Raw genomic sequence first — 25,050 nt, 5'->3', positions numbered from 1 at the left:
GGTGAATCATAAATCATCAGCCTAACCTACCGATGGCGTCGACCACCTGAGCGGTCTTCTCCACAGTCACCATGTGGCCGGCCTCCGGGATGGAGACCAACTCGGCGCCGGCGATGCCCTTCTTGAAACCGTGGGCGTAGAAAGGCGGGACCATGCGGTCTGAGTCGCCCCAGACCACGACGGTCCTGGCCTTGATCCGGTACATGCGCTGGGCCAGGCCCCGCTCCGGGATGGGGAACAGGATGCGGCCAGCCATGCCCAGTTGGCGGGCGTTGGTCACCAGGTAGGTCTGCAGGAAGTTGGGGTCCTCGACATTGCGCCCTGCCGTCAGGATCGCCGCCCCGGCCGCCGCGTCATGGAACAGGTACTGCGGCATCTCGTAGGGCATCAGGGAGAACATGTCGGCCACCGGATGGTCGTCGTCCCAAAGCCCCGCCGGGCAGATCAGCGCCAGCCGGCTGAGGTCGTTGGGTTGGCTGGCCGCCATCTCGGCGGCGATCATGCCGCCCATGGAGTGGCCGACAAGGATCGGGTCCTTGAGGCCCAGCGCCTCCACGACGTCCCAGCCGTGCTGGGTGAAATCCAGCATGTCGCGGATCTCGCCGCACTCCTCGCTGTCGCCGTAGCCGGGGATCAGCGGGGCGTAGACGTGGTGCTTTTCGGCCAGGGCCTTGAGGAACGGGTCGTCGACCGTGACGCCCCCCGCACCGTGCAGGAAGACGAGGTCGGGGCCGGAGCCGCCTTCGAGATAGCGGACCGGGACGTGCTGGGTGGCGACGGTTTTCAGTTCCATGATCGTCCCCCTTACGCGTAGGTCTTGGCAAGCTCGGCGCTGGTGGGCGCCTCCTTGCGCAGGCTGCCCGAGGTGACCCGCTTGGCCAGCGGGCTGGTCCAGAAGCGGTTGTCGTCGTCCCAGTCGGGGAACATGTTGCGCAGCTTGGGCATCACCTTCTCGGCGAACAGCTTGGTCGAATACATGCACTTGTCGGCGGGCATGTTCCCCACGTGCATCAGGCAGAAGATGTTGCCGACGTTCAGCCCCTTGATCAGGTCCTCCATCCGCTGACGGACGGTCTCGGGACTGCCCGCGATCACGTGGCCCTGCTCGGTCAGCTCCTTCCAGGTCAGCTGCGTGTAGCCGCCGCGCGGTGGGGCGTACTGCGACAGGGCGCCGGTCTGGATGGTCTTGATGGTCCGGTAGCCCGGCGCGTCGGCGAAGCCCGGATAGACGTGCAGGCAGCGATTGTAGAAGTAGCTGACGTGCTCCGAGTACAGCCGCTCGGCCTCCTCGTCGGTGTCTGCCACCAGGATGGTCTGAGCAAAGCCCGCCCGATAGGGGCTCTTGTCCACCCCGCGCTCGTCCACCCGGCGCCAGTAGCCGTCCATCAGGGCCTGGGCCCGCAGGTAGCCGGAGAAGCTGAGGTAGGAATACGAATAGGTGTTGTCGATGCAGAAGTCGTAGGTCTCCACCGACCCGCCGCCGGGGATATGGACCGGCGGGTGAGGCGCGTCCTGGATCGGGCGCGGCCAGATGTTGACGTGCCGCAGCTTGTTGTAGCGGCCGTTCCAGGCGAAGGGCTCGCGCGTGGTCCAGGCCTTGATGATCAGGTCATGGGCCTCCTGGTACTTCTCGCGCGTCAGGGACGGGATCTGGCCGTAGCAGTAGTTGGTGTCCATCGAGGTCCCCACCGGGAACCCCGCCACCAACCGCCCGCCCGAGATGCAGTCGAGCATGGCGAACTCCTCGGCCACGCGGATCGGCGGATTGTACAGCGCGATTGAGTTGCCCAGGACGACGATGGCCGCGTCCTTGGTGCGCCGCGCCAGGCCGGCGGCGATGATGTTGGGGGACGGCATGATGCCGTAGCCGTTCTGGTGGTGCTCGTTCACACCGACGCCGTCGAACCCAAGGGTGTCTGCGTATTCCAGCAGGTCCATATAGGTGTTGTAGACCTCATGGCTCTTGGCCGGATCGAACAGCTTCTGGTCGATGTCGACCCAGACGGACCGGTTCTTCTCCCGGAAATCGTCGGGCAGATAGGGCCATGGCATCAGGTTGAACCAGGTGAACTTCATCGGGGTCTCCTCCCTGCCGCCTCTGTCGGGCGGTCATGTGAACGACGATAACCCCATGGCGCCCGGCGCCAAGACTTTTGCTCAGCCCTTGCAGGCCGCCCCGGTCTTGGCCTCGTGCTCCACCACCGGGCGGACAACCTCGGTCCACAGGACGTAGCCGGCGGGCGTCATGTGCAGGCCGTCGCCGACGAAGATGTCCTTCGGCTCACCGCCCTCCAGCATGGCGGGGACGACGTCGACCACCGCGAGGTCGGCGCGCCGGGCGGCCATGGCGCGGACCGCATCATTGACCTGGCGCTGCTCGGCCAGCTGGGTGAAGCGCTGCTTGGAGGGTTTGAGGGTGATGAAATAGACCTTGGTGGCGCCCAGGCGCTTGTCCTTGAGGTCCATGAAGGCCTGGAAGTCGGCGGCGACCTCCGCCGGGGTTTTCTTGCCCGCCCAGAGGTCATTCTCGCCGGCATAGAAGAAGATCGCGCGGGGCCGGTAGGGCGTCACCACCTGGTCGAAATAGAGGGTGACGTCGGCGATCTGCGAGCCGCCGAAGCCGCGGTTGATCACCCGATACGGCGCCATGTCCTGGTCCAGGGTCTTCCAGAACCGCACGCTGGAGGAGCCGGTGAACAGGAAGCCGCAGCGCTTGGGCGTGCTCGCCCTGTCCAGTTCGGCGAAGTGGGCGATCTCGGGGGAGAACTGGGTCTCCGGCGGCGCGGCGGCGGCGGTGAGCGACAGCAGCGCGAGCGACAGCAAAGTCGCGATTGACCTGGACATGAGCGTCTCCCCAATTTCGGGGGAGCCTAGCGGGCGGGCTGGGCCAGCGCCAGGAGGCGGTGGGTGCGTTTGGCCCAGCAGCAGGTGTGCTTCTCGCGCCAGACCAATACGGTCCCGCCGAGACGCCGCGCGGAAGCTTCGCCCAGGGCCGGCGGCACGACCTGGTCGAAGCGGCCGAGGACATGGAGCTGAACAATGCCGGGCGGCAGGGTCGCGTCGGCGGGGTCGAGGGAGCCTGCCAGCGGGCTGGCCCCATGCCACTGCGTCCAGGCGGCGAGATCGAGCGGCGAGGCCAGGGTGACCAGGACGGCGACGTCGGTGCGCCGCGCGGCCAGCAGGGCGGCCATGGTCCCGCCGCCGGACCAGCCCACCAGCCGCAGGCGCGCCGCGCCCGACCGGCGCTTGAGCTCATCGACGGCGAGGCTGGAGGCGGCCACCGCGGCCTCGGAATAGCGGCCCGTCGTCCAGTCGGACGGCGTGCAGGCCGTGTCCCTGACATACTGGCAAGGACGGCCCAGCCAAGCGACCGGGCCCTGCGGCCAGGCCTGGGCGATGCGGAATCCGAGTGGATCGTGCGGGGTGGGGTCGGCGGACGGCTGGCCCTTGCGGCCGTGGGCGTCTCCGTCGCCCTCGATCACCACGGTGAGCAACTCACCCGCGGACGGATCATCCTTCGAGGCGGCCGCAAGGATGCGGGAGCCCGCAACCACCTCGAAGGACGTCCAACCCCTACCGGCGGGGCTGGCGCCGGCAGGGGCCGTCAGCAGGGAGACCAGCGCCAGGCCGAGGGCCGGAACAGACGCCAATCGCCACCGCATCAGCTCTCTCCTCAGAAAGCCCGGCGAAGTGTGAAGCCGAAGCTGGTCTCACCCTCGTTCTTCTTGCCGACCAGGGTCTGGATATTGAAGGCCAGGGCCAGGTCGTCCGACAGCGGGGCCGCAAAGCCCGCGCCGATGTAGCCGTATTCCTTGTCGATGCCGGCCGGACCGTCGGTCTGGCTGTTGAAGCTGGCGCTGACATAGGGGAGCCAGTTGGACCCGGTGTAGATCAGCGCCGTCCCGGCCTGGGCGATGGTCAGGTCGGTGGAATTGCCGGCGATCGGGCGGCCGGCGTTGTCCAGATAGGCGTCGGTGTCGGAGGTCGAGGCGATGACCCCCAGGCTAGGGGTCAGGACCCAGTCGGCGCCGAGATCGACGGTGGTGCCGATGCTGACCGAACCGAACAGCTGGTTGCGGTCGGTCTCCCCGAAGGAGCGCAGGAGCCCGGCGGTGCGGCCGTACTCGACCTCGTCATTGGCGTAGCCGACCGTCCCGGTGATCTGGAAGGCGGGACTCGCCGACCAGCTGGCATAGCCGCCGACTGTCCAGCCCTTGGTCTGATAGTCCACAGCCGTGCCGTCCAGCTGCATGGAGCCATAGCCGACATAGGCGCCGAGCACGGTGCTGTCGAAGATCACGTCGCCGCCGATGGCGGCCGAGCCGCCCCAACCGTCCTGGGCCGAACCCGGGCGGCTGTCGTCGACATAGGAGCCCGAGGCGTTGACCCACAGGCCGGTCTGCGGCTCGAAGGCGCCGGCGTTCAGGCCCTTGTAGACGCGACCGTTGCGCGTCTGGGGACCAAGACCCGAGGTGAGGCCGGCCAGGGACAGGCCCTGCAGACGCTGGGCGACGAAGTTCTGCATGCTGGTGGCGTTCACCCGCGTGCCGACCAGGGCCAGGAAGAGCTGGTCAGCCTCGGCCTGGGTGATGAGGGCCTGCTCGGGGACGCTCAGAGTGATCACCGCGCCGGTGGAGGTGGTGACCGTGGTGGTGGTCCCGGCCGGCGTGGTGGTGGTCGTTGTCGTGGTAGGCGTGGTCGGCGTCGTCGGCGTGGTGGCCGACGCCTGGCCGAAGGCCACCGCGCAGGCGCCCGAGCCGGTAACCGCCTGGGTCACGGTGTTGACCACGCAGTTGAAGGACTCGGTGGTCCCGCCGGTGGCGATGGTGCCGGTGTAGGAGATGCTGGTGGCGCTCGGCACGATGCTGGTGAATTTCACGGTCGCCGGATTGGCCGCATAGGGGCCGCCCGAGATGCTGATGGTGATGTTGTTCAGGCCGGCGATGGTGGTCACGATGGTCGTGCCGTCGGGCAGGGTGACCGTGCTGTTGGCGCCCTGGGCGTAGGCCGAGCCGGCCCCAAGGCCGAGGCTCAGCAGGAAGGCCGCAAAGGCGGCCGCGAGAAAGCGCATGTGGAGTATCCCCAAACTGGTGTGACTTACCGTCACGCCTGCTCGACCACGGGGAGGCTGCCCCCCGCATGATCCATCCGGACTATGCGGGGCAGGCAAACCGTAGATTGTGCTCTCAGCGCATCATGGGAGGTGGGGCCTGAACCACGACCCACCTCAGGTCATCGCGCCCGTTACTTGACGTTTTGCGCGAAAGGGGCGCCTGGGCCGGCGCCCCTTTCAAAGGGTCACGCCCTAGAATTCATGCGCCAGGGACACCCCCCACTCCATGGGCGGGCCATAGCTAGCTTCCTTCAGGCCGAAGGCGCCGCTCGACGCATTGCCGCTGACCTTGATCTGCTCATCGGTGAGGTTGGTCCCGAAGGCCTCGATCCGCCAGGCCTCGTCGGTCGAGGCCCAGGTGATCCGCGCGCCCACCAGGCTATGGGCTTTCTGGGCGAGGTCCTCGTCATTGGCGATGTCGTTGTAGTACTTGCCGAAGTAGCTGACGTCGCCGCGCAGGGTGAGGGACCCGAGCTCGCCCAGCTCGACGCGGTGCTGCAGCCCGGCGTTGACCGTCCATTCCGGCGACTTGACGAACTTGGTGGACAGCTTGATGGGCAAGATCTGGGTGGGGCCCAGGCCCTGGCCGACCTCGGTGTACTTGGTCTTGGTGTGGCCCACCGCCAGATTGACGTCCCAGCCGGGGGCGGGACGCGCGACGGCCTCGATCTCGAAGCCCTTGATTTCCCCAGCCGCGGCGTTGGCCACGAAGTTGCGAGGGGTCTGGTTCACCGTGACCTGGATGTCGTCGTACTGGCTGAAATAGGCCGCGCCGTTCAGCACCAGCCGACGGTCGAACCAGGCGGTCTTGGCGCCCAGCTCATAGGTGCGGATGGTCTCCGGCTGATACACGGTGACCTCGGTGATGTCGGCCAGGGGGCGGGCGTTGAAGCCGCCGCTCTTGAAGCCCTTTCCGGCCGAGGCATAGAGCAGGACATCGGGGGTCGGCTTGAACTCCAGCCCCACCTTCGGCGTGAAGGCCGACCAGGAATCCGAAACCGTGGTGTTGGCCACGATGAAGCCGTCGGCGATGCGCCGATGGTCGAGATAGTAGGTCTTCTCGTCCTTGTTGGCCCGGCCGCCCAGGGTGAGGCTGAGGCGGTCGGTCAGGTTGAACGACCCCTGGGCGAAGGCCGCGTAGGTGGTGGCGTCCACCACCGTATAGATATTGGCCGAGGGCGAGATGGGCGGCGGCGTGGCGGGCGGGCGAAGGCCCAGCGCCAGGTGCGCGTAGCCGCGGTCCGAGCCGTGTTCATTGAAGTAGTAGAGCCCCGCCACCCAGGTCAGCCGACCGTCGAAGCCCTCGCCGTTGAACTGGAACTCCTGGGAGAACTGGCGCTGCTTGTCCCAATTCTGGGTCTCGCGGAAGGTGAAGGGACTGTTGTCCCCATCGCGGGCGAACCGCGCCTTCAGATGGCGATAGGCGGTGATCGACTTGGCCTGGATCACCCCCAGGTCCCAGTTCACCGTGCCGGAAACCCCCCAGAGATCCAGGTCGTTGACGTTCGGGCCCGAGCCCCAGGTCGTGTAGGGGTCGCCGGTGATGAAGGAGGGGTTGAGAGTCTTCTGGCCATTGGGGGCGGTGATCCCCAGGCCGGGCGCCACGAAGGTGTTGAAGTTGGTCATGAAAGGCGCGCCGGTGAAGCCCGGACGGTTACCCACGGCAATCAGGGTCTGGGGCGCGGAATGCTCCCGGGCCCGGGTGTAGTCAGCGGAGAGATCGACGGTCAGGTCGGGGCTGGCCAGCCAGCGCAGCTGCACCCGGGCGGCGTCGGCGTTGCGGTCGCCCAGCTGCTGGCCATCCGACAGGCGATGAGCGTAGCCGTCGCGATTGAGGCTGCCGCCGGAAATGCGGGCGAGCAGGTTTTCGGTGATGGGCAGGTCGAGGTAGCCCTTCAGGTCGCGACGCTTGAAGCGGCCCACCGTGCCCTCCAGCCGGCCGGCCAGTTCGGCGCCCGGCGCCTGGGAGGTGATCACCACCGCCCCGCCGATGGTGTTCTTGCCAAACAGCGTGCCCTGCGGCCCCCGAAGCACCTCGATGCGCCCCACGTCGAAGGCGTCCAGCATGCCGCCGATGGAGCGGGCGAAGTAGACGCCGTCGACATAGATGCCCACGCCAGGGTCGGAGAAGATGGCGAAGTCGTTCTGGCCCACCCCGCGGATGAAGACCGTGGCGTTGTAATTGCCACCGGAGAGCTGGGCCGCCCCGTCGAAGCGGATGTTGGGGGCGAACTTGGAAATCTCGGCCACGCTCTCCACCCCGCGGTCGGCCAGAGCCTCGGCGCTGAAGGCTGTGACGGCGACGGGGGCGTCCTGCAGTCGCTCCTCGCGGCGCCGGGCGGTCACCACCACCTCTTCCACCTGGCCGGCGGTGGTGGTGGCCTGAGCCAGGGCTGGAGGGGCGAAGCCCGCCAGTGAACCTACGGCGCCAATCGCCGCCCCCGCGGCCATCCAGCGGGCGCGGGTCTTCCCAGTCTGATGCAACATAATGTCCTCCCCATATTGTTTGTTGCACTTACAAAACATGGGTCGGCGAAATTTGGCAACCTAAATATAACGCCTTACATACAATTGGTTAGGTAGATCGTAAGGTTTCACACACAACAGTTTGGCGCCAAACCATTATTCGGAAGCTGTCTTGAGCGGCGGGACCAGTTCTGCGAGGCCCGGGGCCAAGCAAGGCCTAGACCCGCGCCAGCCAGGCCATGGCCTCAGGCCAGTGCTTGTGGGCCAGGAAGCGACCGATGCCGGGGAAGATACGGGTCGACTCCACGTGGTCCCCCAGCCAGGCTTGGACCTCCTCGACCCCGTTCATCGGATCCTGGTCGCCGTGCCAGAGGGTGATGGGGCAGGCGAGGTCTGAGAGGTCGGGCTCGCCGGACCTGGCGGCGCAGCGGATGGCGTCGGCCGCGCCGCGGGCGCTGACCGCCACGGACTCGCGCGTATAGTCGATGATGAAGTCCAGCAGTTCGGGATGGGACTTCAGATAGGCGGCGTCGCCGGGGGCTGAGGCCGCGGCCCGGGCGTAGCGCTCGAACTGGGCCCGGCTGAGGCTTAGCCGCATCATCTCGAAGATCATGTCCGACAGCCACGGGTTGCGGTAGATTCGCCGCCAGAACAGGGTCAGCGTATGGCCCTTGTCGCGCTCCCGCTCGGCCTGGAGGCCCGGCGGCCGTCCGGAGGCCAGCAGGATGCGGGTCACCGAATCCCCCAGTTGGACAGCGGCCTCCATGGCGTAGGCCGCCCCGTCGGTATTGGTGGTGATCTGCAGGCCGTCGATCCCCAGATGCCGGATCAGGGCCACGGAGTCTGCGGCGACATTGGCGAAGGTGAAGTCCGGGTGCGGATCGGATCGCCCCGACCCCGCCCGCTCGGTCGCGATCAGCCGCAGGCCCAGGTCGCGGGCCAGCGCGTTGGTCCCCCGCGGCAACAGGCTGGAGGAGAGGTCTTGTGTGATCACCAGCACCGGACGGCCGGCGGGATCGCCATAGTCGCGCCAAGCCAGGCGGCGGCCGTCGACGAGCTTGAACAGCTGGACCGGCGGCGCGGTCTCGGCCGCCGCCCGCTCGGTGGCGACGATGACGCCCCCGACGCGTCGGTGTCCGCCGGCCGGGTCCTCGAAGGCCTGGGCTAGGGCGCCGAGCTGGGTCAGGGCCCGGACCAGTTCGCTCTGCCGATTCAGGCCCATCTTTTCGAAGACGGCGCGTAGCTGGTTGCGGACGGTGTTCAGGCTGACATCGAGGTCGTCGGCGGCCTCCTTGAGGCTGAGTCCGTCCTTCAGGCGCGCCGCCAGGCGGGTCTCGGCCGGTGTCAGGCCAAAGCTCTCGCGCACGCTGGCCCACAGGCGGTCGGTGGTCTCGAGGGCCGGAAAGACGATGGCGATGTCGCCCTCCCCGCGCGGCGACGGCTGCGGCAGGGTGGCGGCCAAGCCGGGCGGCAGGGCTGCGGCCGGCGTCACATAGGCGAAGTGCGGGCCCTCATCCTCCTCGTCGAGGAACTTGACGATCACCTGCCGGCCACGGGTTTCCCGCAGACGTTTGCGCGCCTGGGTCAGGGCCTCGTGGTTGGAGGGGTTCAGGAAGGAGAGGCCGCGGGCCTCGATGCGCCCCAGACGATATTTGAACAGGCTCTCGCCGGCGGGATTGCAGGCCACCGCCCCGCCTGAGCCGGAGACCACGATGACGCCGACATCGGCGCGGTCGCCGGCGCCGGCCGCCGCGCGGGCCAGGCTGGTCATGCCCTCCGTACCCTGCGGCGCCTCGCCGTCCCGGGCCGGCACGTCCAGGGCCTCGATCACTTCTTCCCAGCGTTCGGGATCGGCGGCGACCGCGTACATCGTCTCGATCACCAGGGAGACATTGGCCTTGGACTGGGCGGCGGACATTCGGACCTTTGGGGGACGGGACCGGGAGGGATCAGCTTACACGGCGCGGGGCGATGTCGAGCCCCTTTCCTCCCCTGCCGCGAAGCGAACGGGGGAGGGGGACCGCGAAGCCGGGGAGGAAAAGTCACGTTATCTCGGCGACCTTGGCGCCCAGGGCCGCGATCAGGTCGGCGGGGGCGAGTTCCGCCTGCAATCCCCGCTGGCCGCCGTTGATGAAGACCAGGTCCTGCAGGAGGGCGGCCTCGTCGACCACGGTGGGGACCAGACGCTTCTGGCCGAAGGGGCTGACCCCGCCGACCCGGTAGCCGGTGAGCCGCTCGGCGTCGGCGGGCTTGATCATCGCCGCAGCCTTGCCGCAGAACACCGCCGCCAGCTTCTTCATCGAGACTTCCTGGTCCGACGCCAGCACCGCGCAGACCGGCCGGCCATCCACCTGGGCCATCAGGGTCTTCAGCACCCGGGCCGGATCGGCGCCCAGGCTTTCGGCGGCCTGCAGGCCCACGCGGCCGGCGTCCGGGTCATAGTCGTAGGTGTGCAGGGTGAAGGCGACGCCAGCCTTGCTGAGCGCCAGGGTCGCGGGAGTGGTCTTGGCCATGGCGCGCAAGCTAGCTGGACGGCGCGGGCTTGAGAATGCGAGACGAGGGTATGCGCGTGCTTCTCGTCCTGCTGATCGCCCTTTCGGCTTCGCCTGCGACCGCAAAGGAGATCCCCGACAGGTACGGGGATTTCATGAGAGTTTTGACCCAGGTTCACGGGCTCAACAGCGAGCTGCTCAGCCGCGACAGCGCGACGGCGACCCTTCAGAATTGGTGTGACGCCCACGGACCGGGCGGCGGCGTCCGGATCATGGCGCGGCGGATCAGTGGCGCCGACAAGCCGGCCGGCAGGGCCGAGCGGCGCGACCTGAAGGTGCGGCGCAAGGCGATGGTGGCCTATCGCCGGGTCGAGCTAGTCTGCGGCGACAAGGTGCTGTCGGAGGCCGACAACTGGTATCTGTCCGGGCGCCTCACCCCGGAAATGAACGCCGCCCTGACCGGGACCCAAACGCCGTTTGGCGTGGTGGTGAAACCGCTCAACTTCCGGCGACGGACCTTGTCATCAGAGCTGTTGCCTGGCTGGATGGCGAAGGTTGGACAGGGCAGCTCTGCCGCCCCGACCAGACCCGGCTTCCTAGTCCTCCCGCAAGAAATCTTGCGCCACAGAGCGGTGCTGACCACACCGGACGGCGTACCCTTCAGCCTCGTGGTGGAGTCCTATACCGACGCGCTCCTCGTCAGCCCGCCCTAAGCCTTCCAAGGCCAAGCCTGTTGTCCTAGGGTAGCGCTCCACAACGGGGAGTTGGCGATCATGAAAACAATGATCTCAAGTGTTCTGGCGGCGGCGCTGCTGACAAGCGCGGCCCCGGCCCTGGCCCAGGACATGGCCAATACGGAAAAGCTGAGCCTGCAGCCCAAACGGGTGAAGGGCCTGCTGCTGGGCTACGGCTATGAGCTCGGAGAATATTCCGGTCAGGTCAAGGCGATGGCCAAGCAGACCCGGGCGCTGGGCATGTTCTCCAGCGACTATGCCAAGACCAACTTCACGGTGTCCTCGCCGCGCCTCAAGGCGCCGATGACCGTGGCTTGCGAGGGCGGGCAGAACCGCTTCGGGTTCAGCTGGATCGACTTCAAGCGCAACGACCTGGCCTATGTCTGCAACTTCGCGGGCGGCCCCCCGGACGCCTCCTTCGCCCTGGTGCTGAGCGACGGCAAGTTCATGGACAAGCTCTACCAGCCGCAACGGGCCGCGGAGATCCGCTATGGCGGCGTGACCCTGCGGGCCAAGACCAAGAAGATGCCGGGATCCCTGCCGCTGGGCGGTGGCGGCGCCATGTCCTACGTGATCTCGAAGGGTGACCAGGAGGTGGGCGGCATGGTCCGCACGCCCTTCAAGGGGACGGTTTATCTGCCGGTTCAGGGCTCCCCCGATCGCGACGCCGCCGCGGCCATGGCCCTGGCGCTGTTCTTCTTCACCGACCCCGGTCAGCAGACCCGCTGAGGCGCTCGATGTCGCTCAGCGCTCGATCATCTCGCGGATCTTGGCGGCGAGCTGGTCGAGGGCGAAGGGCTTGGTGATCATCTCCATCTCGGCGTCGAGAAATCCCGAGCGGACGGCGGCGTTCTCGGCGTAGCCGGTGACGAACAGCACCTTCAGGTCCGGTCGGTGCTGCCGCCCGATCTCGGCCACCTGGCGGCCGTTCAGACCCGGCAGGCCGACATCGGAGACCATCAGGTCGATCCTCTGGTCGGACTCCAGGATAGGCAGAGCAGCCGGCCCATCGTGGGCCTCGATGGCGGCGTAGCCAAGTTCTGACAGCACCTCCACCACCAGCAGCCGCACGGCGGCGTCATCCTCCACCACCAGCACGGTCTCGCCTGCCCCGCGCGCCAGATCCAGGCGCGTCTGCTCGGCCTCGTCGCCCGGCGCCTCGCCGGTGAAGCGCGGCAGATAGAGGCGCACCGTCGAGCCCTGACCGACCTCGCTGTAGATGCGGGCATGGCCCCCCGACTGCCGGGCGAAGCCGTATATCATCGAGAGGCCCAGGCCCGTGCCCTGGCCGATCGGCTTGGTGGTGAAGAAGGGGTCGAAGGCCTTGGCGATCACCTCCGGCGTCATGCCGACCCCGGTGTCGGTGACCGACAGCACCGTGTAGTCGCCGGGCTTCAGGTCCGCGTGGCGGGAGGTGTAGCTGAGATCCAGGTAGGTGTTGGTGGTCTCGATGGTCAGCTTGCCGCCGTCCGGCATGGCGTCGCGGGCGTTGATGGCCAGGTTGAGGACCGCGTTCTCCAGCTGGCCGGCGTCGCCGAAGGCAGGCCAGGCGTCGGGGGCCAGGGCGATGGCCAGCTCCACCTGCTCCCCCAGGGTCCGCCGCAGCAGATCGCCCATGGAATCCACCAGGCCGTTGACGTCGAGGGCCTTGGGATCGAGGGACTGGCGGCGCGCAAAGGCCAGCAGCCGGTGGGTCAGGGCCGCGGCCCTGGCGGCCGAGGTGGTGGCCGCCTCCATGAACCGGCCAAGGTCGGCCAGGCGACCATCATCGATCCGCCGCTGAATCAGATCGAGCGAGCCGATTATGCCGGTGAGCAGGTTGTTGAAGTCGTGGGCGATGCCGCCGGTGAGCTGGCCGACCGCCTCCATCTTCTGGGCCTGGCGCAGGGCCTCCTCGGTCTCCCGCAACCGGGCCTGGGCCTCCTTGTCGGCGGTGATGTCGCGGGCCACGCAGTAGATCAGGCCTTCGTCGGAGACCGCGGTCCAGGATAGCCAGCGATAGTCGCCGTCCCTGTGCAGGAAACGGTTCTCGAAACGCTGGGTGGGCTGGCCGTCGGCGATCTGAGCCACCTCGGCCTGGCTGCGGTCGCGGTCATCGGAATGCTGCAGCCACTCTGTGGTGCGCCCGGCGAGGTCGGCCTCCGACCAGCCCAGGATCGCGGTCCAGGCCGGATTGGCGCTCAGCACCACGCCCGAATTGTCGGTGACCAGCAGCAGGTCGCGACTGACATTCCAGATGCGGTCGCGCTCCCGGGTGCGGGTCTCGACCTCTTCTTCCAGGGCCTGCTGGTGGCTGGCCTGGACCTCTCGGGCCTCGACGATCTCCTCCACCTCCGCGGCGGCGCCCACCCAGCGGCTGATGGCGCCGGCCTCGTCGCGTACCGGCAGGCCGCGCACCAGGAACCAGCGATAGGCCCCGTCATGGCGGCGCAGGCGGAACTCGATGTTATAGGGATCGCCAGTGGCGACGCAGTTGGTCCAGACGCCGGCAACCCGCTGCAGATCATCGGGATGGATGGCGTTCAGCCAGCCGTCGGCCACGGTCTGGTCCAGGCTGAGACCCGAATAGGCCAGCCACTGCTGGGTCGCGTAGTCGAGGGCGCCGCTGGAGAGGGCGCTCCAGGCGAACCCCGGCATGGTCTCGGTGAGGGTGCGAAACTGTTCTTCGCTTTCGCGCAGGGCGGCCTCGGCGAGCTTCATGTCGGTGATGTCGAAGCTGACGCCGATATAGCGGGGCGGGCGGCCGGCCTCGGCCGGCAGCACTTCTCCGCGCCGGCCCAGCCAGCGGACCTCGCCGGTGTCAGGGCGGGTGATGCGGTACTCGGCATATTCCAGGGGATTGCCACCGCCCGCCAGGCGCGCGGGGCCGGTAACTCCGTGATCGCTGGCGTTCACGAGGCTGACCAGAAGATCCTGGGTGACCTCCACCTCGGGGCCGAAACCCCAGATGCGCCGATACTCCTCGGAGACATCCAGCCGACCGCTTTCCGGGTACCACTCGAAGGCCCCGACCCGGCCCGCGCGCTGGGCGATCTGCAGCCGCTCGTCGGCCCGCACCCGCTCGGTGATGTCGAAGACGATGGCCAGAACCCCGGCCGGCTGGCCGCCCTCATCCAGAACCGGACTGTAGTCGAGATCGAGGAACACCTCCTCCGGGACGCCGTGGCGGTGCAGCACCAGGCTCGTCTTGCGGTAGGCGAGCGTGCCGCCGGCCAGGCCGACCTTCATGACATTGGCGTTGAAGTCGGCCACCTCGGGCCAGCCCTCCAGCACCCGCGACCCCAGCAGGGCCGGATGCCGCCCGCCGGCGAAGACCGAATAGGCGTCGTTGTAGATCATCACCCCGTCGGGGCCCCACAGCATGACGATGGGGACGGGGGACAGCAGCAGGATGTCGGTGGCGGTCTTCAGGCTCTGCGGCCATCCGGAAATGGGGCCGAGGCTGGTGGCGTTCCAGTCGAACGCCCGGATCAGGGCGCCGGTCTCCCCGCCGTCCCTTGGCCACTCCGTTCCGGCAAGATCGCGCGAACTCATGCGCCGCGCCCACGACTGACCGCCACTGGAAGTCCCCCTCAAGGCCCCTGAACGCGCAAGCTCGGCAATGGCTGCGTCAGGCGGCGGGGAATTTCGCCATGTTGGGTTTGGGGATCGCCCAGGTGAAGGCGCCGGCGGCCTTGCACTTCTCGCGGGCGAAATCCGACCAGGCGGCGACAAAGCCCTCGGGATGCCGGTCGGAGGGCGTCGCGCTGACGCGGACGAAGGTGACGGGGCGGACCAGGGTGACCGCGGCGATCTGTTCCCAGAGATCGCGTTCGGCCACCGGGTCGCCCTTGGCGTCTATCCAGCCGCTGGTTCGCCAGGCGCCGATCTGCCCGGCCCCGCCCATCAGGACTGCGCTGTCGGAGTGCAGGGTGATCGGCGTCGGAGCTGCGATATCGGCAAGGTCGGTCAGGGCGCGGAGCACGGCGGTCAGCTCCATGCGCGGCGTTGTGGCTTGGCGCTCGCCGCCGGCCACACCTCGAGCTTCGCCGTCCCAGAGCCGGACATAGGCCCAACCGCCGAAGCCCCGGCTGTCGGTGCAGACTCCGTCGGTCCAGATGCGCAAAGCTTTCATGGGGCGCCTCATCGTCCAGACCGCCTCCCCCCGCAAGCCCTAAGCCTTGCGGCGCCGGCGCAAAGGGCTCATCTCCCTGGCATGTTGAAAGAAGAAATCGGCGATCGCGCCAGTGAGATCATCTGGCGGGGCCGCCAGTGGATCGTCACCAATTTCGGCCTCGAGACCCTGGGCGATCCCTTCCCATACGAGGTCGCCGCGACCCGCCTGACCGAAGGCTGGCAGGGGGCCGACGAGAGCCTGCTGGCCTGGCCCATGGAGCTGGCGGCCAAGACCTGGGTCGACTATCGCGACTTCGTCACCGCCTATTTGGTGGCGTTGGGCGTCCACCAGGAGGCCTATTCACCGGTGGACGTGGCCACCATCAAGGCCTCCCTGAACGAGGGCCGCGCCATGTGGGAAGCCACCAAGGCCGAGATGCTCGGCGACATGGACGACGACTAAGGCCCGCCGACCGCGAAGGTTGGGCTCTAACGCGCGGCCTTCCGATGCGCATAGCAGGCGTCCCAGTAGGGCTCGCCGCCGAACCGTTCCACCAACAGGCACGATGGTCCCGCGCTCAAGGGCGGGCCCGGCGATGAAGGTAGGCGACTAGGCCAGGCCCAGCCCCGCCGCCATCGACGGCGCCAAGGCGCGGCTAGCCGAGATCATCGGCGGCGACCTGTCCCAGGCCGCCTGAGGCTCGGGCGCCTTCCCGTCCGGGGCGGCGCCGCCGAATTGTCCGACGCTGGCGGCCAGGGTGTGGGATAGTCCGCAAAAGGACGGCCCCCATGAAATCCTATCCCAGCACCCGCACCCAGACCCAGGGGGCGCCCGCGGGCCTGAATGACCCTCGTTCCACCGGCCGCGCCCCGACCACCAAGCCGCAGACCAAGACCGCCATGCTGCTGCCGCACGGCCAGCGCCGCTGATCCCGCCACCCGGCGCCTGCCTCGCGGGCGCCGGGGACTGAGGCGCGGCCCGACAAAGAAGGTTTACATTCTCCAGCGCCAGATCCTGTTATCCCGCATCCCGTAAGGCGCGGGGGCGGGCCGGGACCATGAGGACGATCGCGGTGCTGTCCCACAAGGGTGGGTCGGGAAAGACCACGGTGGCGGTAAACCTGGCCATCGCCTGGCGGTCACTTGGCGCGCGCGTGGTCCTGGCCGACGCCGACCCGGTTCGCTCGGCCTCCGACAGCCTGCGAAAGCGCGCCGACCACGGGGCTCTGGTGGTGGAGACCTCGGCGGCCAAGCTCGATGCCCTCGGCTATGTCAGCGGCAAAGGCGGTTGCGACGTGCTGATCATCGACACCCCGGGCGGCCCCGACAGCGGCATGATCGAGGCCATGAAGGTGGCCGACCTCTGTATCGCCGTCTCCCGCCCCACCTATCTCGACGTCGCCGCCACCCTGCGGACCGTGGACGTGGTGCGCCGGCTGGGGCGCCAGGGGCTGGTGCTGTTCAATCAATGCCCACCCCGCCGCAACGGCGTTGAGTCGGCCGTGGTCAGCGGGACCATGGACATCCTGCGGCGCGGCGGACTGGAGGTCTGTCCGCTAGCCCTGCAGATGCGGGCGGCCTACCAGCGGTCCATCGCCCAAGGGCAGGGGGTGGGCGAATATGAGCCAGACGGCAAGGCCGACGCGGAGATCGCCGGCCTCTTGGCCTATGTCCAGGACAAGACCGCCGGCGCGGCCCGCGACCGGGCCGCCAACGACTGAGCGGCGCCCACCACACCCTCACGCGGGGTATTTTTGAAGACCTTCCCGCCGATTTCCGCCCGGCGAGCATCGTGTCGGGTTAGGGTTCGATCTCCGGAGGACGATGACCATGGCCGAACAAGACCCGCCCGCCGAAACCCCGATCCAGCGCGCCCTGCGCCTGAAGAAGGAGGCCCTCGACGCCAAGCCGAAAGACCCCCGTGGCGGCCGATTCCAGCGCGAACGCGCCGCGGCGGCCAAGTCGTCGTCGAAATCCAAGCCCTGGATGGCGCGCTAGAGCCGGATGGCTTCTCTAGAAGCCTGAATCCGGCTCTATAACCTTGAAATTAGATCACGATTCAACGCTCAGACGATTCCGTCTGAACGCATCGTGATCTAGGCGTCGTCCCCGGCCTCGACCACGCCGCGCAGGTGGGCGAGGAGTTCGTCCCGCTCGGACTGGGTGAAGGCCTGGGCCAGTTCCTGTGTGGCGTCGGCCAGGCTGTACTTGCCGTCGCTGAAGCGCAGCAGGACGCTTTCGAGATAGCGGTCGAGGAGGACGCGGTCGGGGCCGGTGAGGTTCATGGCTCGACGTTACGCCCGCCCCCGCCGGCGCGCCATGCGCTGGATCAATTTGCCAGGGCCGCCGCCTCGTAGGCGAACAGGGTCGAGCGGTCATCGTCGGGCATGAACCAGGCCCTGACACCGGTGGCGACAGTCTCCACGAAGACCGGGTTCTGAGTCATGGCCCGCCCGGAGGGCGACCAGAGCGCGACCGGCGCCTGCCAGACTGGCCGATAGTCGCGCAGGTCGAGGATCTCCAGCCCGCCCAGGGACAGGCTCCCGCCCTTGGGCGAGCGGTAGTCCGCCAGGCCCGCGCACAGCATCCGGCGGTCGCCCAGATAGCGGCAACCCTGGTAGTCGATGTAGCTGGACGGGTTGCGCACCACCTTGGGCGCCGAGGCCCTGCCGCCGGGCTTCAGCTTCCAGGCATAAAACCGCCGCCCGCCCCAGGAGACGCCGTGCAAGGTTCGGGTCTTGGGATCATAGGCCACCGCCCCGATATGGTCGGCGACCCGCAGCACCTCTGTAGCCTTCAGGGCGCCCGGGTCGACGCGGTAGACGATGGTCGCGCTGTCGGGCCGGTACTCCGCCACGCTGACCCAGATATTCTGCCCGTCGAAGTCGATACCGCCGGGGTGATAGGCGTCCCCCTCCCCCAGCACCAGATCCCCCAGCAGCGCGCCGTCCGCCGACATGCGGAACAGATGCCCGACCCCCGCGCCCGGACTGCGGCCCCCCGGCCCCCCGGCGCGGCGCGCCGGGTATTGTTTGATCTCCACGGAGGAGACGAAGAATTCCGAGCCGATCTTGACCATCCCCTGCGGGTGGAAGGTGGCAAAAGCCACGGGGATCAAGGCCGTCTGGGTCCAGGCCGTGGACCGGTCGATCTGGATCAGCCGGTCAGCCAAGCTGGGCGCGGCAAGCACTGGCCCGCCGAGCAAGCTGGCCGCGGCGGCGAGCAGCAGGGCGAGGCGCCGCAGACACCCGGGCCTCACCGACGGCGCCTGCGCAACCGCCAGCCGATGATCCCGGCGCCCAGCAAGATCACGCCCGAGCCGACGGCCAGGACCAACAGGGTCTGTTTGACCTCCATCAGCACCATCAGGTTGTCCACCTTGCCGGTGCGCCAGAACACCCATTCGCCAGCGAGCCGGGTCGCTAGCAGGTCGTCTCCGGTCTCCAGCACCACGATACCGTCCCCGCTGGCCGGATCGAACCGCGCCGCGGTGTTGATGGCCGGGAAGTTGTTGCCATCGTGACCGACGATGAAGTCGCCGACGCCGTTGGGCGCGTAGAGCACCAGGCCCAGGCCCCAGATGTCGGCGCCGTACTGCGCGGCGTGCGGGCGACGCATCTCCGCCAAGGTTCCGGGCTTGAGGACGCCTCGGCCCGCCGGGGCGCCGTCGGGGCCTTGCCGCTGGGCGGCGATGAGACGGGTGAGGTCGGCGGCGGAGGTATAGAGCGATGCCGCGCTCGTCGCCGTGAATCGATAGTGGATCGCCTTCTTGCCGCCGGGCCCATAGATTTCCGCGACATTGGCGGGCCACGGCGGCGACAGCACATAGGTGGACCGGGTCATGCCCAGCGGGTCCAGGACCGCGTGGCGCATATAGGCCGCGAAGGGCTCGCCGGTGACGTCCTCGATCAGCAACTGCATCAGGGCGTAGCCGCCGCCGGAATATTTCCATGCGGCGCCAGGTTGCTGGCCCACCTTCACCTCACCTTTAGCGCCGGGCGAGGCGTCGACGGCGCGGCTCAGAGACGAGACCAGGGGCTGGACCGGCTTGCCGGGCTCGAACCCCATATAGCCGAGGCCGTCGGTCAGGCCGGCCGTATGGCTCAGCACCCGCCGCACCGTGACCTCACGGTTGTCGAACGCGCTGGCCGGCAGCTTCCAGCGCTTGAGATAGGTGTCCACCGGCGCGTCGAGATCAATGCGGCCGGCGTCCACCAGGGTCATCACTCCCAGGGCGGTGATCCACTTGCTGAGCGAGGCCACCTGAAACAGGGTGTCGCGATCCACCTGCGCGCCGGCCGAGGCGAAGCGCTCATGCACAGGCCGCCCCCCCTCGATCAGGGACAGGGCCAGGTTGCCGGTGGACTCCCGCGCGATCATCTGGTCGGCGGCCGCGGCGAAGGCGCGCGTGTCGCCTCGCGCCGCCAGCGGCTGGCGCCACCAACCCTCCAGAGTCCCGGCCACGAAGACCGCGGTCCAGACCGCCAGCACCAGGACCGTGGCGGCCCCGAGCAGGATCCAACGGCGCATCGGCTCAATCTCCCCAACCCAGACCGAAGTTACCCGACTTGCCGCGCGGCGTCAGGCGCCCAGTTGGGACGCCTGGCCCAGGGCGTTCGTCAGGCGGTCGAGCACGGCGTCGATCTCGCCCGGCGTCGTGCTTCGGCCGAGACTGAAGCGGATGGCCCCCATCCCGACCTCGGGCGGCACGCCCATGGCCCGGAGCGTCGGGGACAGCTCCACCATGCCCGCGTGGCAGGCCGAGCCGGTGGACGCGGCCACCTCCGGAATGAGCGCGAGGATCTCAGCGCCGACCCGGCCCACGAAGCCGACGTTCAGCGTGTTGGGCAGCCGATGCTCCGGGTGGCCGTTCAGCGCCACGCGGGTCCCGAACCGGGTCTGCAAACCCGACCACAAGGCGTCCCGCAGCTCCTGGACGCGGCGCATCGGCGCCAGGTCGGCCGCTAGCGCGCAGGCTTCGCCGAGCGCCGCCGCCAGCAACGCGCTCTCGGTCCCGGCGCGGCGACCGGCTTCATGGCCGGCGCCGTGGATCAAGGGCTCCATCGCCACACCGCGCCGGACATAGAGCGCCCCGACCCCCTTGGGCGCGTAGAGCTTGTGGCCGGCGATGGTCAGCAGGTCGACGCCGAGCTGGTCCGTCGCCACCTTGCCGACCGACTGGGCGGCATCGGTATGGAAGAGCACCCCACGGTCCCGCGCGATCCTGGCGCAGGCCGCGATGGGCTGCAGGGTCCCGGTCTCATTGTTGGCGTGCATGAGGGTGACCAGGATGGTGCGCGGCGTGATCGCCCCGGCGAGATCATCTGGATCGACCCGGCCCTGGCGATCCACCGGAAGGTAGGTCACCTGGCCGCCCAACCGCTCCAGGAAGGCGCAGACCTCAAGAACGGCCGGGTGCTCCGCGGCGCTGGTGATGATGTGCTCGCCCCGATCCCGGTTGGCGAAGAACACGCCCTTGAGGGCCAGGTTGTTGGCCTCGCTCCCGCCGCTGGTGAAGACGATCTCGTCGGGCTCGGCCCCCAGCAGATTGGAGACCTGGGCGCGGGCCCGTTCGACGGCGTCGCGCGCCGGCTGCCCGGCCCAATGGGCGCTGGACGGGTTGCCGTAGGCGGTGTCCAGCAGCGGCCGCATGACCGCCGAGACCCGGGGATCGACAGGGGTGCTGGCGTTGAAGTCGAGATAGATGCGGTCCATGCCGGGAGGCCTCATGCGGGTCCGCTGACGACACGGATCTCCGGGGGGCCCCGCAGGAGACGGCCCACCACCCGCGACGCCGGGAAACCCTGGGCGGACAGCTTGGCCAGCAGCCCGTCGGCCTCGGCGGCCGCCACCGCGATGAGCAGGCCGCCACTGGTCTGCGGATCGCACAGGAGATCCTTGCGCCAGGCGGCCAGGCCCGCCGGCAGGGCGACCGAAGCGCCGTAGCTGGCCCAGTTTCGCACCGCCGCGCCCGTGCGAACGTCGGCCATCGCCAGAGCTTCCACGCCCTCCAGCACGGCCGGCCCGTCGGCGAAGATCTCGGCGGTCAGATCGGCGCCCCGGCACAGTTCAAGGGCATGACCGAGCAGCCCGAAGCCGGTGACGTCGGTCACCGCGTGGACGCCGGGCTGGTCGGCCAGGGTGGCGCCCACGGTGTTGAGCTGAGTGGTCGTGGCGATGAGGGCGGCGTAGCCCTGCGGCGTCAGACGCTCCTGCTTGAAGGCGGCGCTGAGCACACCCACGCCCAGCGCCTTGGTCAGGATCAGGACATCGCCGTCGCGCGCCGTGCGGTTGGTGAGGACCCGATCAGGATGCACCAGGCCGAGGGCCACCAGCCCGTAGATCGGCTCGACGCTGTCGATGGAATGGCCGCCCGCCACGGGCACGCCGGCCGCCGCACAGACCGAGGCGCCACCGGCCAGGATCGATCCGATGGTGGCCGGCGACAGCTTGTCGATGGGCATGCCGACGATCGCCAGCGCGAAGATCGGGGTCGCGCCCATGGCGTAGACGTCCGAGAGCGCATTGGTCGCCGCGATGCGGCCGAAGTCGAAGGGGTCGTCGACCACCGGCATGAAGAAGTCGGTGGTGGCCACCAGGGCCTGGCTGTCGTTCAGCCGCCAGACGGCGGCGTCGTCCGAGGTCTCGGTCCCGACCATCAGGTTCGGAAAGGCCTGGGCGGCGGGCATCTGGGCGAGAATCTCGCGGAGCACGGCGGGGGCGATCTTGCAGCCGCAGCCGCCGCCGTGCGCGAGCGAGGTCAATCGAACGGGGTCTGGCATCTGGTCTCCGCACGCGCCATCAAGGGAACAAGCGGGTACTTAGCATCGTCTCCGCAGCCAACCCCATGACGATCAGACAGATGATGAAGGCACTTGCCTAGATGCAGCCGATCCAGATGGTTCAGACGGCCGACGCGGACACCACCGCCGCCTTCGACGTGATCATCGACGTGCGCAGCCCCGGCGAGTTCGCCGAGGATCACATGCCGCGCGCCCGCAACCTGCCGGTTCTGGACGACGCACAGCGCGCCGAGGTGGGCACGATCTATGTCCAGGAATCGCGGTTCCGCGCCAACCGCCTCGGCGCGGCCTATGTCGCCGAGAACATCGCCCACCACCTGCGCACGGCGATGGCGGACTGGTCTCCCACCACCCGCCCGCTGATCTACTGCTGGCGAGGCGGCAACCGCTCCAACGCCATGGCGACGATCCTGCAAAGGGTGGGATGGCCCACAGCCGTGCTGCACGGCGGCTATCGCACCTACCGGCGGCAAGTGCAGGACGAGCTCTATGAACAGACCTGTCCCGTGCGGTTCGTGCTGCTCGACGGGGACACTGGCTCGGCCAAGACCGAAATCCTCGCCCGGCTCGCCGAGCGCGGTCTTCAGATGCTCGACCTTGAGGACCTGGCCGGCCATCGCGGCTCGCTGTTCGGGGGGTTGGCGGGCCGCCAGCAGCCCAGCCAGAAGATGTTTGAATCCCGGCTGCTCACCGCGCTGAAGGCCTTCGATCCGTCACGCCCCGTCGTCGTGGAGGCGGAGTCCAGCAAGATTGGTGATCGCATGACGCCGCCGGCGGTCTGGCGCGCCATGCAGGCGGCCCCGCGGATCGAGATCGTGGCGCCGCGCGCCGCGCGGGCCAGATACCTGGTCAGCGCCTATGCCGACATCATCGCCGACACCGAGCGCCTGGAGGCGGCCTTCGCCCGTCTGCCGATCCCGCCGTCACCGGCCCGGCTGGAGGCCTGGCGTGGGTTGATCGGCGCGGGCGATTTCGAAACCCTGGCGTCCGCCCTGATGGAGCTTCACTACGATCCCGCCTATGCGCGCGGGCGCCGCAAGGATGGACGCCCGGCCCTCGCGCAGATCGCGGCGGACGCCCTGGACGAGGCCAACCAGTCCGCCATCGCCGACCGGGTGGCGGGCCTCGTCTCGGGTCTGTGAGATCAGCCCCACGCCGCAGGCTGGAACAGCTCGACGAGGTTGTCCGAAGGATCTTCCGCCAGGATTTGCGAGCCTCCAGGCCCGGTGAGAATCTCATTGCGGAACGTCACGCCCTGCCCGCGCAGGCGTTCGACCTCGGCCGCCAGATCCTCGAACAGAAACTGGATACGGTTCCAACCACCGGGCGCAGGCTGGCGCCCGTCGGGCATCGGCCGCGCCGCGGAACTGCCGGCGCCGCTCAGCAGCAGTCGGAGGGGGCCACGCTCCACCGCCGCGAAGGCCGGCGAGGCGTTGGGGAGACGGCTGAAGCCGAAGTGGTTGACGTACCAGTCGGTCGATTTCTGAACGTCACTGACGATATAGCGCACAATCACTGTGGTGTCGGTCATGGTCTTCCTCCTGAGGTTATGGGGAGAGGGTGCGTCGAAGCAGGCTCTGCAGCGCCGCCTGCATGGCCATCCGCTCCACGCCCGCTGCGACCGCGTCGGCGGCCTCGTGGATGGAGGCGTACAGCAGGCGGGCCGTGGGCTCGGGATCGACCGGCCCGAAGGCCTCGGCCTCCTGACCCGCGCGGATCACCGCCGTCAGCCGATGAATGGCATGGTCGGCCAAGGGCCGGCGTTCGGCGAAATCGGAGTGGAACACCGCCTCGCCGATCCCCCGGCGCGACAGGGTGAACTCGATGAAGGCCAGGGCCTGAGACTCGACGAGTTCTGGCCAGTCCACCGGCCCGTCGACCTCGGTAGGCAGCGGATTGACCGTGTCGAATTCCGACACGATCCGTGTACGGATCGTGGCCAGCAGATCGTCCAGGGTCGGGAAGTAGAGGAAGAAGGTGCCCTTCGCGACGCCGGCCTCGCGGACCACGTCCTCCACCCGCACCCGCGCGCCGCCCGCCTGCAGGAGGCGCTCGGCAGCCTCGACGATTTCCAGTTTCCGCGCCTCTGGCTTGAGACGGCGACGCAACGGCTTGCCCATCAACTCCACCTAATGACCATAGGTCATTAATTACTGACCAACGGTCATTGTCAAGCGGGAATGGCCCGCCAGCTCAGGCTTGATCGACTAGAACAAAACATGTACATCTTTGTGCTGTGTCAGATGTACGCCCTCCCAACGCGGCCACAGATCCGAGCTTCTTCGACGGCCGACTGATGATCGATATCCTGGCTTGGGATTGGACCCTGCACGTTGCGACGAACCAGGCGGTGACTCGGTCGAAGGCGCGATCCCTAGCCTTGGACTATGGCCGCGACTTCAACCTCCACGGCCGCGTACGCGCGCCCCGCGAGCACCGCGGCAAGGACATCAAGGTGACCCTGTCGCCGTTTGGCCCGAACGTCCGGTTCGGGCGAGGGGGCCAGCAGCACGTGGGCGAACTTACGGCGCGTCCAGAGGGTTCCGACTTCGATTTTGAGGCGACGCTGATATTGCCCGCGGCGGCGATCGCAACCACGGCCACGTCTTTGGCGTCGAGGTGGAAGCACATCCAGATCAAGACGGACGGCGCGAAGGTTTCTGCCTACTTCTTCGATGCTGGCATTCACCCAAACCTGGAAGCCTGGGCGAATGCTGACTGACGCCCGCCAAGATTTTCTGATCGAGTTGCGTGGCGTTGACGGCGGGCTCGGCCTCATGCCTTGCCCGCCATCGGTCCCAAAGGCGCACCGTTTTCAAGGCGGCCTGATCTACGCTCGTATGATCGAGATCGAGGGACGTGTGCTTGCGCCGGAAGGCTTGGCCGACCGCCGGATGCGCATCTGGGTAGACCAACTGGAGAGCTGGCACTTCAGTCGAAGTGAGCCGCTCCACATCGGCGACATATATGATCGGGCGGGAGAGCTTCCCGGCGCTGGCCTGGAGGCCACGCTCTACATTCCCAAGGATGCGTGGCTCACCGCCACGATTTGCCTGAGCACGGTCTGGCGGCGCCTCAGGTTGACGGGAGCCAATGGCGACGGCCGAAGCATGAGGCTCGTCGATTTCTCATTCTCATCAGGCGACCCGACGCCTGCCTAGAGGCCGGCAATGCGTGGCGGAGAGGGTGGGATTCGAACCCACGGTACCGGTAAAGGTACGCCGCATTTCGAGTGCGGTGCTTTCGACCACTCAGCCACCTCTCCGGAGCCGTCTGGAGGCTCCCGTGAGGGGGCCCGCCGAGCGAGGGCGGAACCTACTCATACGGCCCCGGCGGCGCAAGCCCGC

General features: G+C 68.2%; 26 protein-coding genes and 1 tRNA gene. 9 read left to right on the top strand and 18 right to left on the bottom strand.

The features are described 5' to 3' along the window. Nucleotides 1–16: 16 nt before the first annotated feature. The 8 genes from Q7J39_RS16045 to ybaK all read right to left on the bottom strand — a co-directional run bounded on the left by Q7J39_RS16045 (nt 17) and on the right by ybaK (nt 10,092). Entirely contained in the window at nt 17–793 is a 777-nt protein-coding gene (locus Q7J39_RS16045; RefSeq protein ID WP_304827330.1) for an alpha/beta fold hydrolase, read from the bottom strand. Between the two features lie 11 nt (nt 794–804). Next, complete coding sequence (locus Q7J39_RS16040) at nt 805–2,076, bottom strand: LLM class flavin-dependent oxidoreductase (protein WP_304827327.1); 1,272 nt, start codon at nt 2,074–2,076, stop codon at nt 805–807. Nucleotides 2,077–2,157: 81 nt separating this feature from the next. Continuing rightward, complete coding sequence (locus Q7J39_RS16035; RefSeq protein ID WP_304827324.1) at nt 2,158–2,844, bottom strand: GDSL-type esterase/lipase family protein; 687 nt, start codon at nt 2,842–2,844, stop codon at nt 2,158–2,160. 26 nt (nt 2,845–2,870) lie between these two features. After that, complete coding sequence (locus Q7J39_RS16030) at nt 2,871–3,662, bottom strand: alpha/beta fold hydrolase (protein ID WP_304827321.1); 792 nt, start codon at nt 3,660–3,662, stop codon at nt 2,871–2,873. 11 nt (nt 3,663–3,673) lie between these two features. Next, entirely contained in the window at nt 3,674–5,071 is a 1,398-nt protein-coding gene (locus Q7J39_RS16025; RefSeq protein ID WP_304827318.1) for an autotransporter outer membrane beta-barrel domain-containing protein, read from the bottom strand. A 234-nt stretch (nt 5,072–5,305) separates the two neighbouring features. Next, the gene (locus Q7J39_RS16020; RefSeq protein ID WP_304827315.1) at nt 5,306–7,600 is read right to left on the bottom strand and encodes a TonB-dependent receptor; all 2,295 of its coding nucleotides are present in this window, start codon (nt 7,598–7,600) and stop codon (nt 5,306–5,308) included. A 196-nt stretch (nt 7,601–7,796) separates the two neighbouring features. Further along, nucleotides 7,797–9,497 (bottom strand): LuxR C-terminal-related transcriptional regulator, encoded by a 1,701-nt coding sequence (locus tag Q7J39_RS16015; RefSeq protein ID WP_304827312.1) that lies wholly within the window; start codon nt 9,495–9,497, stop codon nt 7,797–7,799. 124 nt (nt 9,498–9,621) lie between these two features. Next, complete coding sequence (ybaK, locus tag Q7J39_RS16010) at nt 9,622–10,092, bottom strand: Cys-tRNA(Pro) deacylase (RefSeq protein ID WP_304827309.1); 471 nt, start codon at nt 10,090–10,092, stop codon at nt 9,622–9,624. A gap of 56 nt (nt 10,093–10,148) precedes the next feature. Here ybaK and Q7J39_RS16005 point away from each other — a divergent pair, with 56 nt between their 5' ends. Both Q7J39_RS16005 and Q7J39_RS16000 read left to right on the top strand, forming a co-directional pair. After that, the gene (locus tag Q7J39_RS16005; RefSeq protein WP_304827306.1) at nt 10,149–10,784 is read left to right on the top strand and encodes a hypothetical protein; all 636 of its coding nucleotides are present in this window, start codon (nt 10,149–10,151) and stop codon (nt 10,782–10,784) included. 60 nt (nt 10,785–10,844) lie between these two features. Continuing rightward, a complete protein-coding gene (locus Q7J39_RS16000) occupies nt 10,845–11,534 on the top strand; it encodes a hypothetical protein (RefSeq protein WP_304827303.1) in 690 nt (229 codons plus the stop codon). A 15-nt stretch (nt 11,535–11,549) separates the two neighbouring features. Here the strand turns inward: Q7J39_RS16000 and Q7J39_RS15995 are convergent, their stop codons facing one another. Both Q7J39_RS15995 and Q7J39_RS15990 read right to left on the bottom strand, forming a co-directional pair. Beyond that, nucleotides 11,550–14,339 (bottom strand): PAS domain-containing sensor histidine kinase, encoded by a 2,790-nt coding sequence (locus Q7J39_RS15995; protein WP_304827300.1) that lies wholly within the window; start codon nt 14,337–14,339, stop codon nt 11,550–11,552. A gap of 76 nt (nt 14,340–14,415) precedes the next feature. Beyond that, on the bottom strand, nt 14,416–14,919 hold the full coding sequence (locus tag Q7J39_RS15990) for an RNase H family protein (RefSeq protein ID WP_304827297.1): 504 nt from the start codon (nt 14,917–14,919) through the stop codon (nt 14,416–14,418). Between the two features lie 81 nt (nt 14,920–15,000). Between Q7J39_RS15990 and Q7J39_RS15985 the strand changes: the two genes are divergently transcribed. From Q7J39_RS15985 to Q7J39_RS15970, 4 genes are all read left to right on the top strand, one after another. Beyond that, on the top strand, nt 15,001–15,363 hold the full coding sequence (locus Q7J39_RS15985; RefSeq protein WP_304827294.1) for a hypothetical protein: 363 nt from the start codon (nt 15,001–15,003) through the stop codon (nt 15,361–15,363). A 326-nt stretch (nt 15,364–15,689) separates the two neighbouring features. Beyond that, on the top strand, nt 15,690–15,830 hold the full coding sequence (locus Q7J39_RS15980; protein ID WP_304827291.1) for a hypothetical protein: 141 nt from the start codon (nt 15,690–15,692) through the stop codon (nt 15,828–15,830). Nucleotides 15,831–15,958: 128 nt separating this feature from the next. Further along, a complete protein-coding gene (locus Q7J39_RS15975; RefSeq protein WP_304827288.1) occupies nt 15,959–16,621 on the top strand; it encodes a ParA family protein in 663 nt (220 codons plus the stop codon). 103 nt (nt 16,622–16,724) lie between these two features. Continuing rightward, nucleotides 16,725–16,898 (top strand): hypothetical protein, encoded by a 174-nt coding sequence (locus tag Q7J39_RS15970; protein ID WP_370690086.1) that lies wholly within the window; start codon nt 16,725–16,727, stop codon nt 16,896–16,898. A 98-nt stretch (nt 16,899–16,996) separates the two neighbouring features. Here Q7J39_RS15970 and Q7J39_RS15965 read toward each other — a convergent pair whose 3' ends face one another. The 5 genes from Q7J39_RS15965 to selD are packed head-to-tail and all read right to left on the bottom strand — an operon-like array spanning nt 16,997 to nt 21,682. Beyond that, on the bottom strand, nt 16,997–17,185 hold the full coding sequence (locus Q7J39_RS15965; RefSeq protein WP_304827282.1) for a hypothetical protein: 189 nt from the start codon (nt 17,183–17,185) through the stop codon (nt 16,997–16,999). Nucleotides 17,186–17,229: 44 nt separating this feature from the next. Further along, nucleotides 17,230–18,159 (bottom strand): DUF6454 family protein, encoded by a 930-nt coding sequence (locus Q7J39_RS15960; RefSeq protein WP_304827278.1) that lies wholly within the window; start codon nt 18,157–18,159, stop codon nt 17,230–17,232. Beyond that, entirely contained in the window at nt 18,156–19,430 is a 1,275-nt protein-coding gene (locus Q7J39_RS15955) for a serine hydrolase (RefSeq protein ID WP_304827275.1), read from the bottom strand. The genes Q7J39_RS15960 and Q7J39_RS15955 overlap by 4 nt, the downstream gene beginning before the upstream one ends. A gap of 51 nt (nt 19,431–19,481) precedes the next feature. After that, nucleotides 19,482–20,615, bottom strand: a complete 1,134-nt coding sequence (locus tag Q7J39_RS15950) for a cysteine desulfurase family protein (RefSeq protein WP_304827272.1) — start codon at nt 20,613–20,615, stop codon at nt 19,482–19,484. An 11-nt stretch (nt 20,616–20,626) separates the two neighbouring features. Continuing rightward, nucleotides 20,627–21,682: a selenide, water dikinase SelD gene (gene selD, locus Q7J39_RS15945; RefSeq protein WP_304827269.1), complete on the bottom strand. Its 1,056-nt coding sequence runs from the start codon at nt 21,680–21,682 to the stop codon at nt 20,627–20,629. Nucleotides 21,683–21,783: 101 nt separating this feature from the next. On the opposite strand from selD, the gene mnmH reads away from it, so the two are divergent. Next, nucleotides 21,784–22,845: a tRNA 2-selenouridine(34) synthase MnmH gene (gene mnmH, locus Q7J39_RS15940; protein WP_304827266.1), complete on the top strand. Its 1,062-nt coding sequence runs from the start codon at nt 21,784–21,786 to the stop codon at nt 22,843–22,845. A 2-nt stretch (nt 22,846–22,847) separates the two neighbouring features. Here the strand turns inward: mnmH and Q7J39_RS15935 are convergent, their stop codons facing one another. Both Q7J39_RS15935 and Q7J39_RS15930 read right to left on the bottom strand, forming a co-directional pair. Further along, on the bottom strand, nt 22,848–23,234 hold the full coding sequence (locus tag Q7J39_RS15935) for a VOC family protein (protein ID WP_304827263.1): 387 nt from the start codon (nt 23,232–23,234) through the stop codon (nt 22,848–22,850). 16 nt (nt 23,235–23,250) lie between these two features. Further along, complete coding sequence (locus Q7J39_RS15930) at nt 23,251–23,823, bottom strand: TetR/AcrR family transcriptional regulator (RefSeq protein ID WP_304827260.1); 573 nt, start codon at nt 23,821–23,823, stop codon at nt 23,251–23,253. A 176-nt stretch (nt 23,824–23,999) separates the two neighbouring features. Between Q7J39_RS15930 and Q7J39_RS15925 the strand changes: the two genes are divergently transcribed. Both Q7J39_RS15925 and Q7J39_RS15920 read left to right on the top strand, forming a co-directional pair. Then, on the top strand, nt 24,000–24,425 hold the full coding sequence (locus tag Q7J39_RS15925) for a hypothetical protein (protein WP_304827257.1): 426 nt from the start codon (nt 24,000–24,002) through the stop codon (nt 24,423–24,425). Further along, a complete protein-coding gene (locus tag Q7J39_RS15920) occupies nt 24,415–24,864 on the top strand; it encodes a hypothetical protein (RefSeq protein ID WP_304827253.1) in 450 nt (149 codons plus the stop codon). The genes Q7J39_RS15925 and Q7J39_RS15920 overlap by 11 nt, the downstream gene beginning before the upstream one ends. 14 nt (nt 24,865–24,878) lie before the next feature. On the opposite strand, the gene Q7J39_RS15915 is transcribed toward Q7J39_RS15920, so the two are convergent. Further along, nucleotides 24,879–24,968: transfer RNA gene (locus Q7J39_RS15915), tRNA-Ser, on the bottom strand. Nucleotides 24,969–25,050 lie beyond the last annotated feature (82 nt).

This window comes from Phenylobacterium sp., from assembly GCF_030651185.1.
GTDB lineage: Bacteria > Pseudomonadota > Alphaproteobacteria > Caulobacterales > Caulobacteraceae > Phenylobacterium.
The sequence above is the reverse complement of the archived record's forward strand: the minus strand, read 5'-3'. Positions and strand labels throughout refer to the sequence as shown.

What these genes read in the sequence shown, in the direction of transcription:
- Q7J39_RS16045 (WP_304827330.1), bottom strand. Translation starts at nt 793, where the DNA reads ATGGAACTGAAAACCGTCGCCACCCAGCACGTCCCGGTCCGCTATCTC.
- Q7J39_RS16040 (WP_304827327.1), bottom strand. Translation starts at nt 2,076, where the DNA reads ATGAAGTTCACCTGGTTCAACCTGATGCCATGGCCCTATCTGCCCGAC.
- Q7J39_RS16035 (WP_304827324.1), bottom strand. Translation starts at nt 2,844, where the DNA reads ATGTCCAGGTCAATCGCGACTTTGCTGTCGCTCGCGCTGCTGTCGCTC.
- Q7J39_RS16030 (WP_304827321.1), bottom strand. Translation starts at nt 3,662, where the DNA reads ATGCGGTGGCGATTGGCGTCTGTTCCGGCCCTCGGCCTGGCGCTGGTC.
- Q7J39_RS16025 (WP_304827318.1), bottom strand. Translation starts at nt 5,071, where the DNA reads ATGCGCTTTCTCGCGGCCGCCTTTGCGGCCTTCCTGCTGAGCCTCGGC.
- Q7J39_RS16020 (WP_304827315.1), bottom strand. Translation starts at nt 7,600, where the DNA reads ATGTTGCATCAGACTGGGAAGACCCGCGCCCGCTGGATGGCCGCGGGG.
- Q7J39_RS16015 (WP_304827312.1), bottom strand. Translation starts at nt 9,497, where the DNA reads ATGTCCGCCGCCCAGTCCAAGGCCAATGTCTCCCTGGTGATCGAGACG.
- ybaK (WP_304827309.1), bottom strand. Translation starts at nt 10,092, where the DNA reads ATGGCCAAGACCACTCCCGCGACCCTGGCGCTCAGCAAGGCTGGCGTC.
- Q7J39_RS16000 (WP_304827303.1), top strand. Translation starts at nt 10,845, where the DNA reads ATGAAAACAATGATCTCAAGTGTTCTGGCGGCGGCGCTGCTGACAAGC.
- Q7J39_RS15995 (WP_304827300.1), bottom strand. Translation starts at nt 14,339, where the DNA reads ATGAGTTCGCGCGATCTTGCCGGAACGGAGTGGCCAAGGGACGGCGGG.
- Q7J39_RS15990 (WP_304827297.1), bottom strand. Translation starts at nt 14,919, where the DNA reads ATGAAAGCTTTGCGCATCTGGACCGACGGAGTCTGCACCGACAGCCGG.
- Q7J39_RS15985 (WP_304827294.1), top strand. Translation starts at nt 15,001, where the DNA reads ATGTTGAAAGAAGAAATCGGCGATCGCGCCAGTGAGATCATCTGGCGG.
- Q7J39_RS15980 (WP_304827291.1), top strand. Translation starts at nt 15,690, where the DNA reads ATGAAATCCTATCCCAGCACCCGCACCCAGACCCAGGGGGCGCCCGCG.
- Q7J39_RS15975 (WP_304827288.1), top strand. Translation starts at nt 15,959, where the DNA reads ATGAGGACGATCGCGGTGCTGTCCCACAAGGGTGGGTCGGGAAAGACC.
- Q7J39_RS15970 (WP_370690086.1), top strand. Translation starts at nt 16,725, where the DNA reads ATGACCATGGCCGAACAAGACCCGCCCGCCGAAACCCCGATCCAGCGC.
- Q7J39_RS15965 (WP_304827282.1), bottom strand. Translation starts at nt 17,185, where the DNA reads ATGAACCTCACCGGCCCCGACCGCGTCCTCCTCGACCGCTATCTCGAA.
- Q7J39_RS15955 (WP_304827275.1), bottom strand. Translation starts at nt 19,430, where the DNA reads ATGCGCCGTTGGATCCTGCTCGGGGCCGCCACGGTCCTGGTGCTGGCG.
- Q7J39_RS15950 (WP_304827272.1), bottom strand. Translation starts at nt 20,615, where the DNA reads ATGGACCGCATCTATCTCGACTTCAACGCCAGCACCCCTGTCGATCCC.
- selD (WP_304827269.1), bottom strand. Translation starts at nt 21,682, where the DNA reads ATGCCAGACCCCGTTCGATTGACCTCGCTCGCGCACGGCGGCGGCTGC.
- mnmH (WP_304827266.1), top strand. Translation starts at nt 21,784, where the DNA reads ATGCAGCCGATCCAGATGGTTCAGACGGCCGACGCGGACACCACCGCC.
- Q7J39_RS15935 (WP_304827263.1), bottom strand. Translation starts at nt 23,234, where the DNA reads ATGACCGACACCACAGTGATTGTGCGCTATATCGTCAGTGACGTTCAG.
- Q7J39_RS15930 (WP_304827260.1), bottom strand. Translation starts at nt 23,823, where the DNA reads ATGGGCAAGCCGTTGCGTCGCCGTCTCAAGCCAGAGGCGCGGAAACTG.
- Q7J39_RS15925 (WP_304827257.1), top strand. Translation starts at nt 24,000, where the DNA reads ATGATCGATATCCTGGCTTGGGATTGGACCCTGCACGTTGCGACGAAC.
- Q7J39_RS15920 (WP_304827253.1), top strand. Translation starts at nt 24,415, where the DNA reads ATGCTGACTGACGCCCGCCAAGATTTTCTGATCGAGTTGCGTGGCGTT.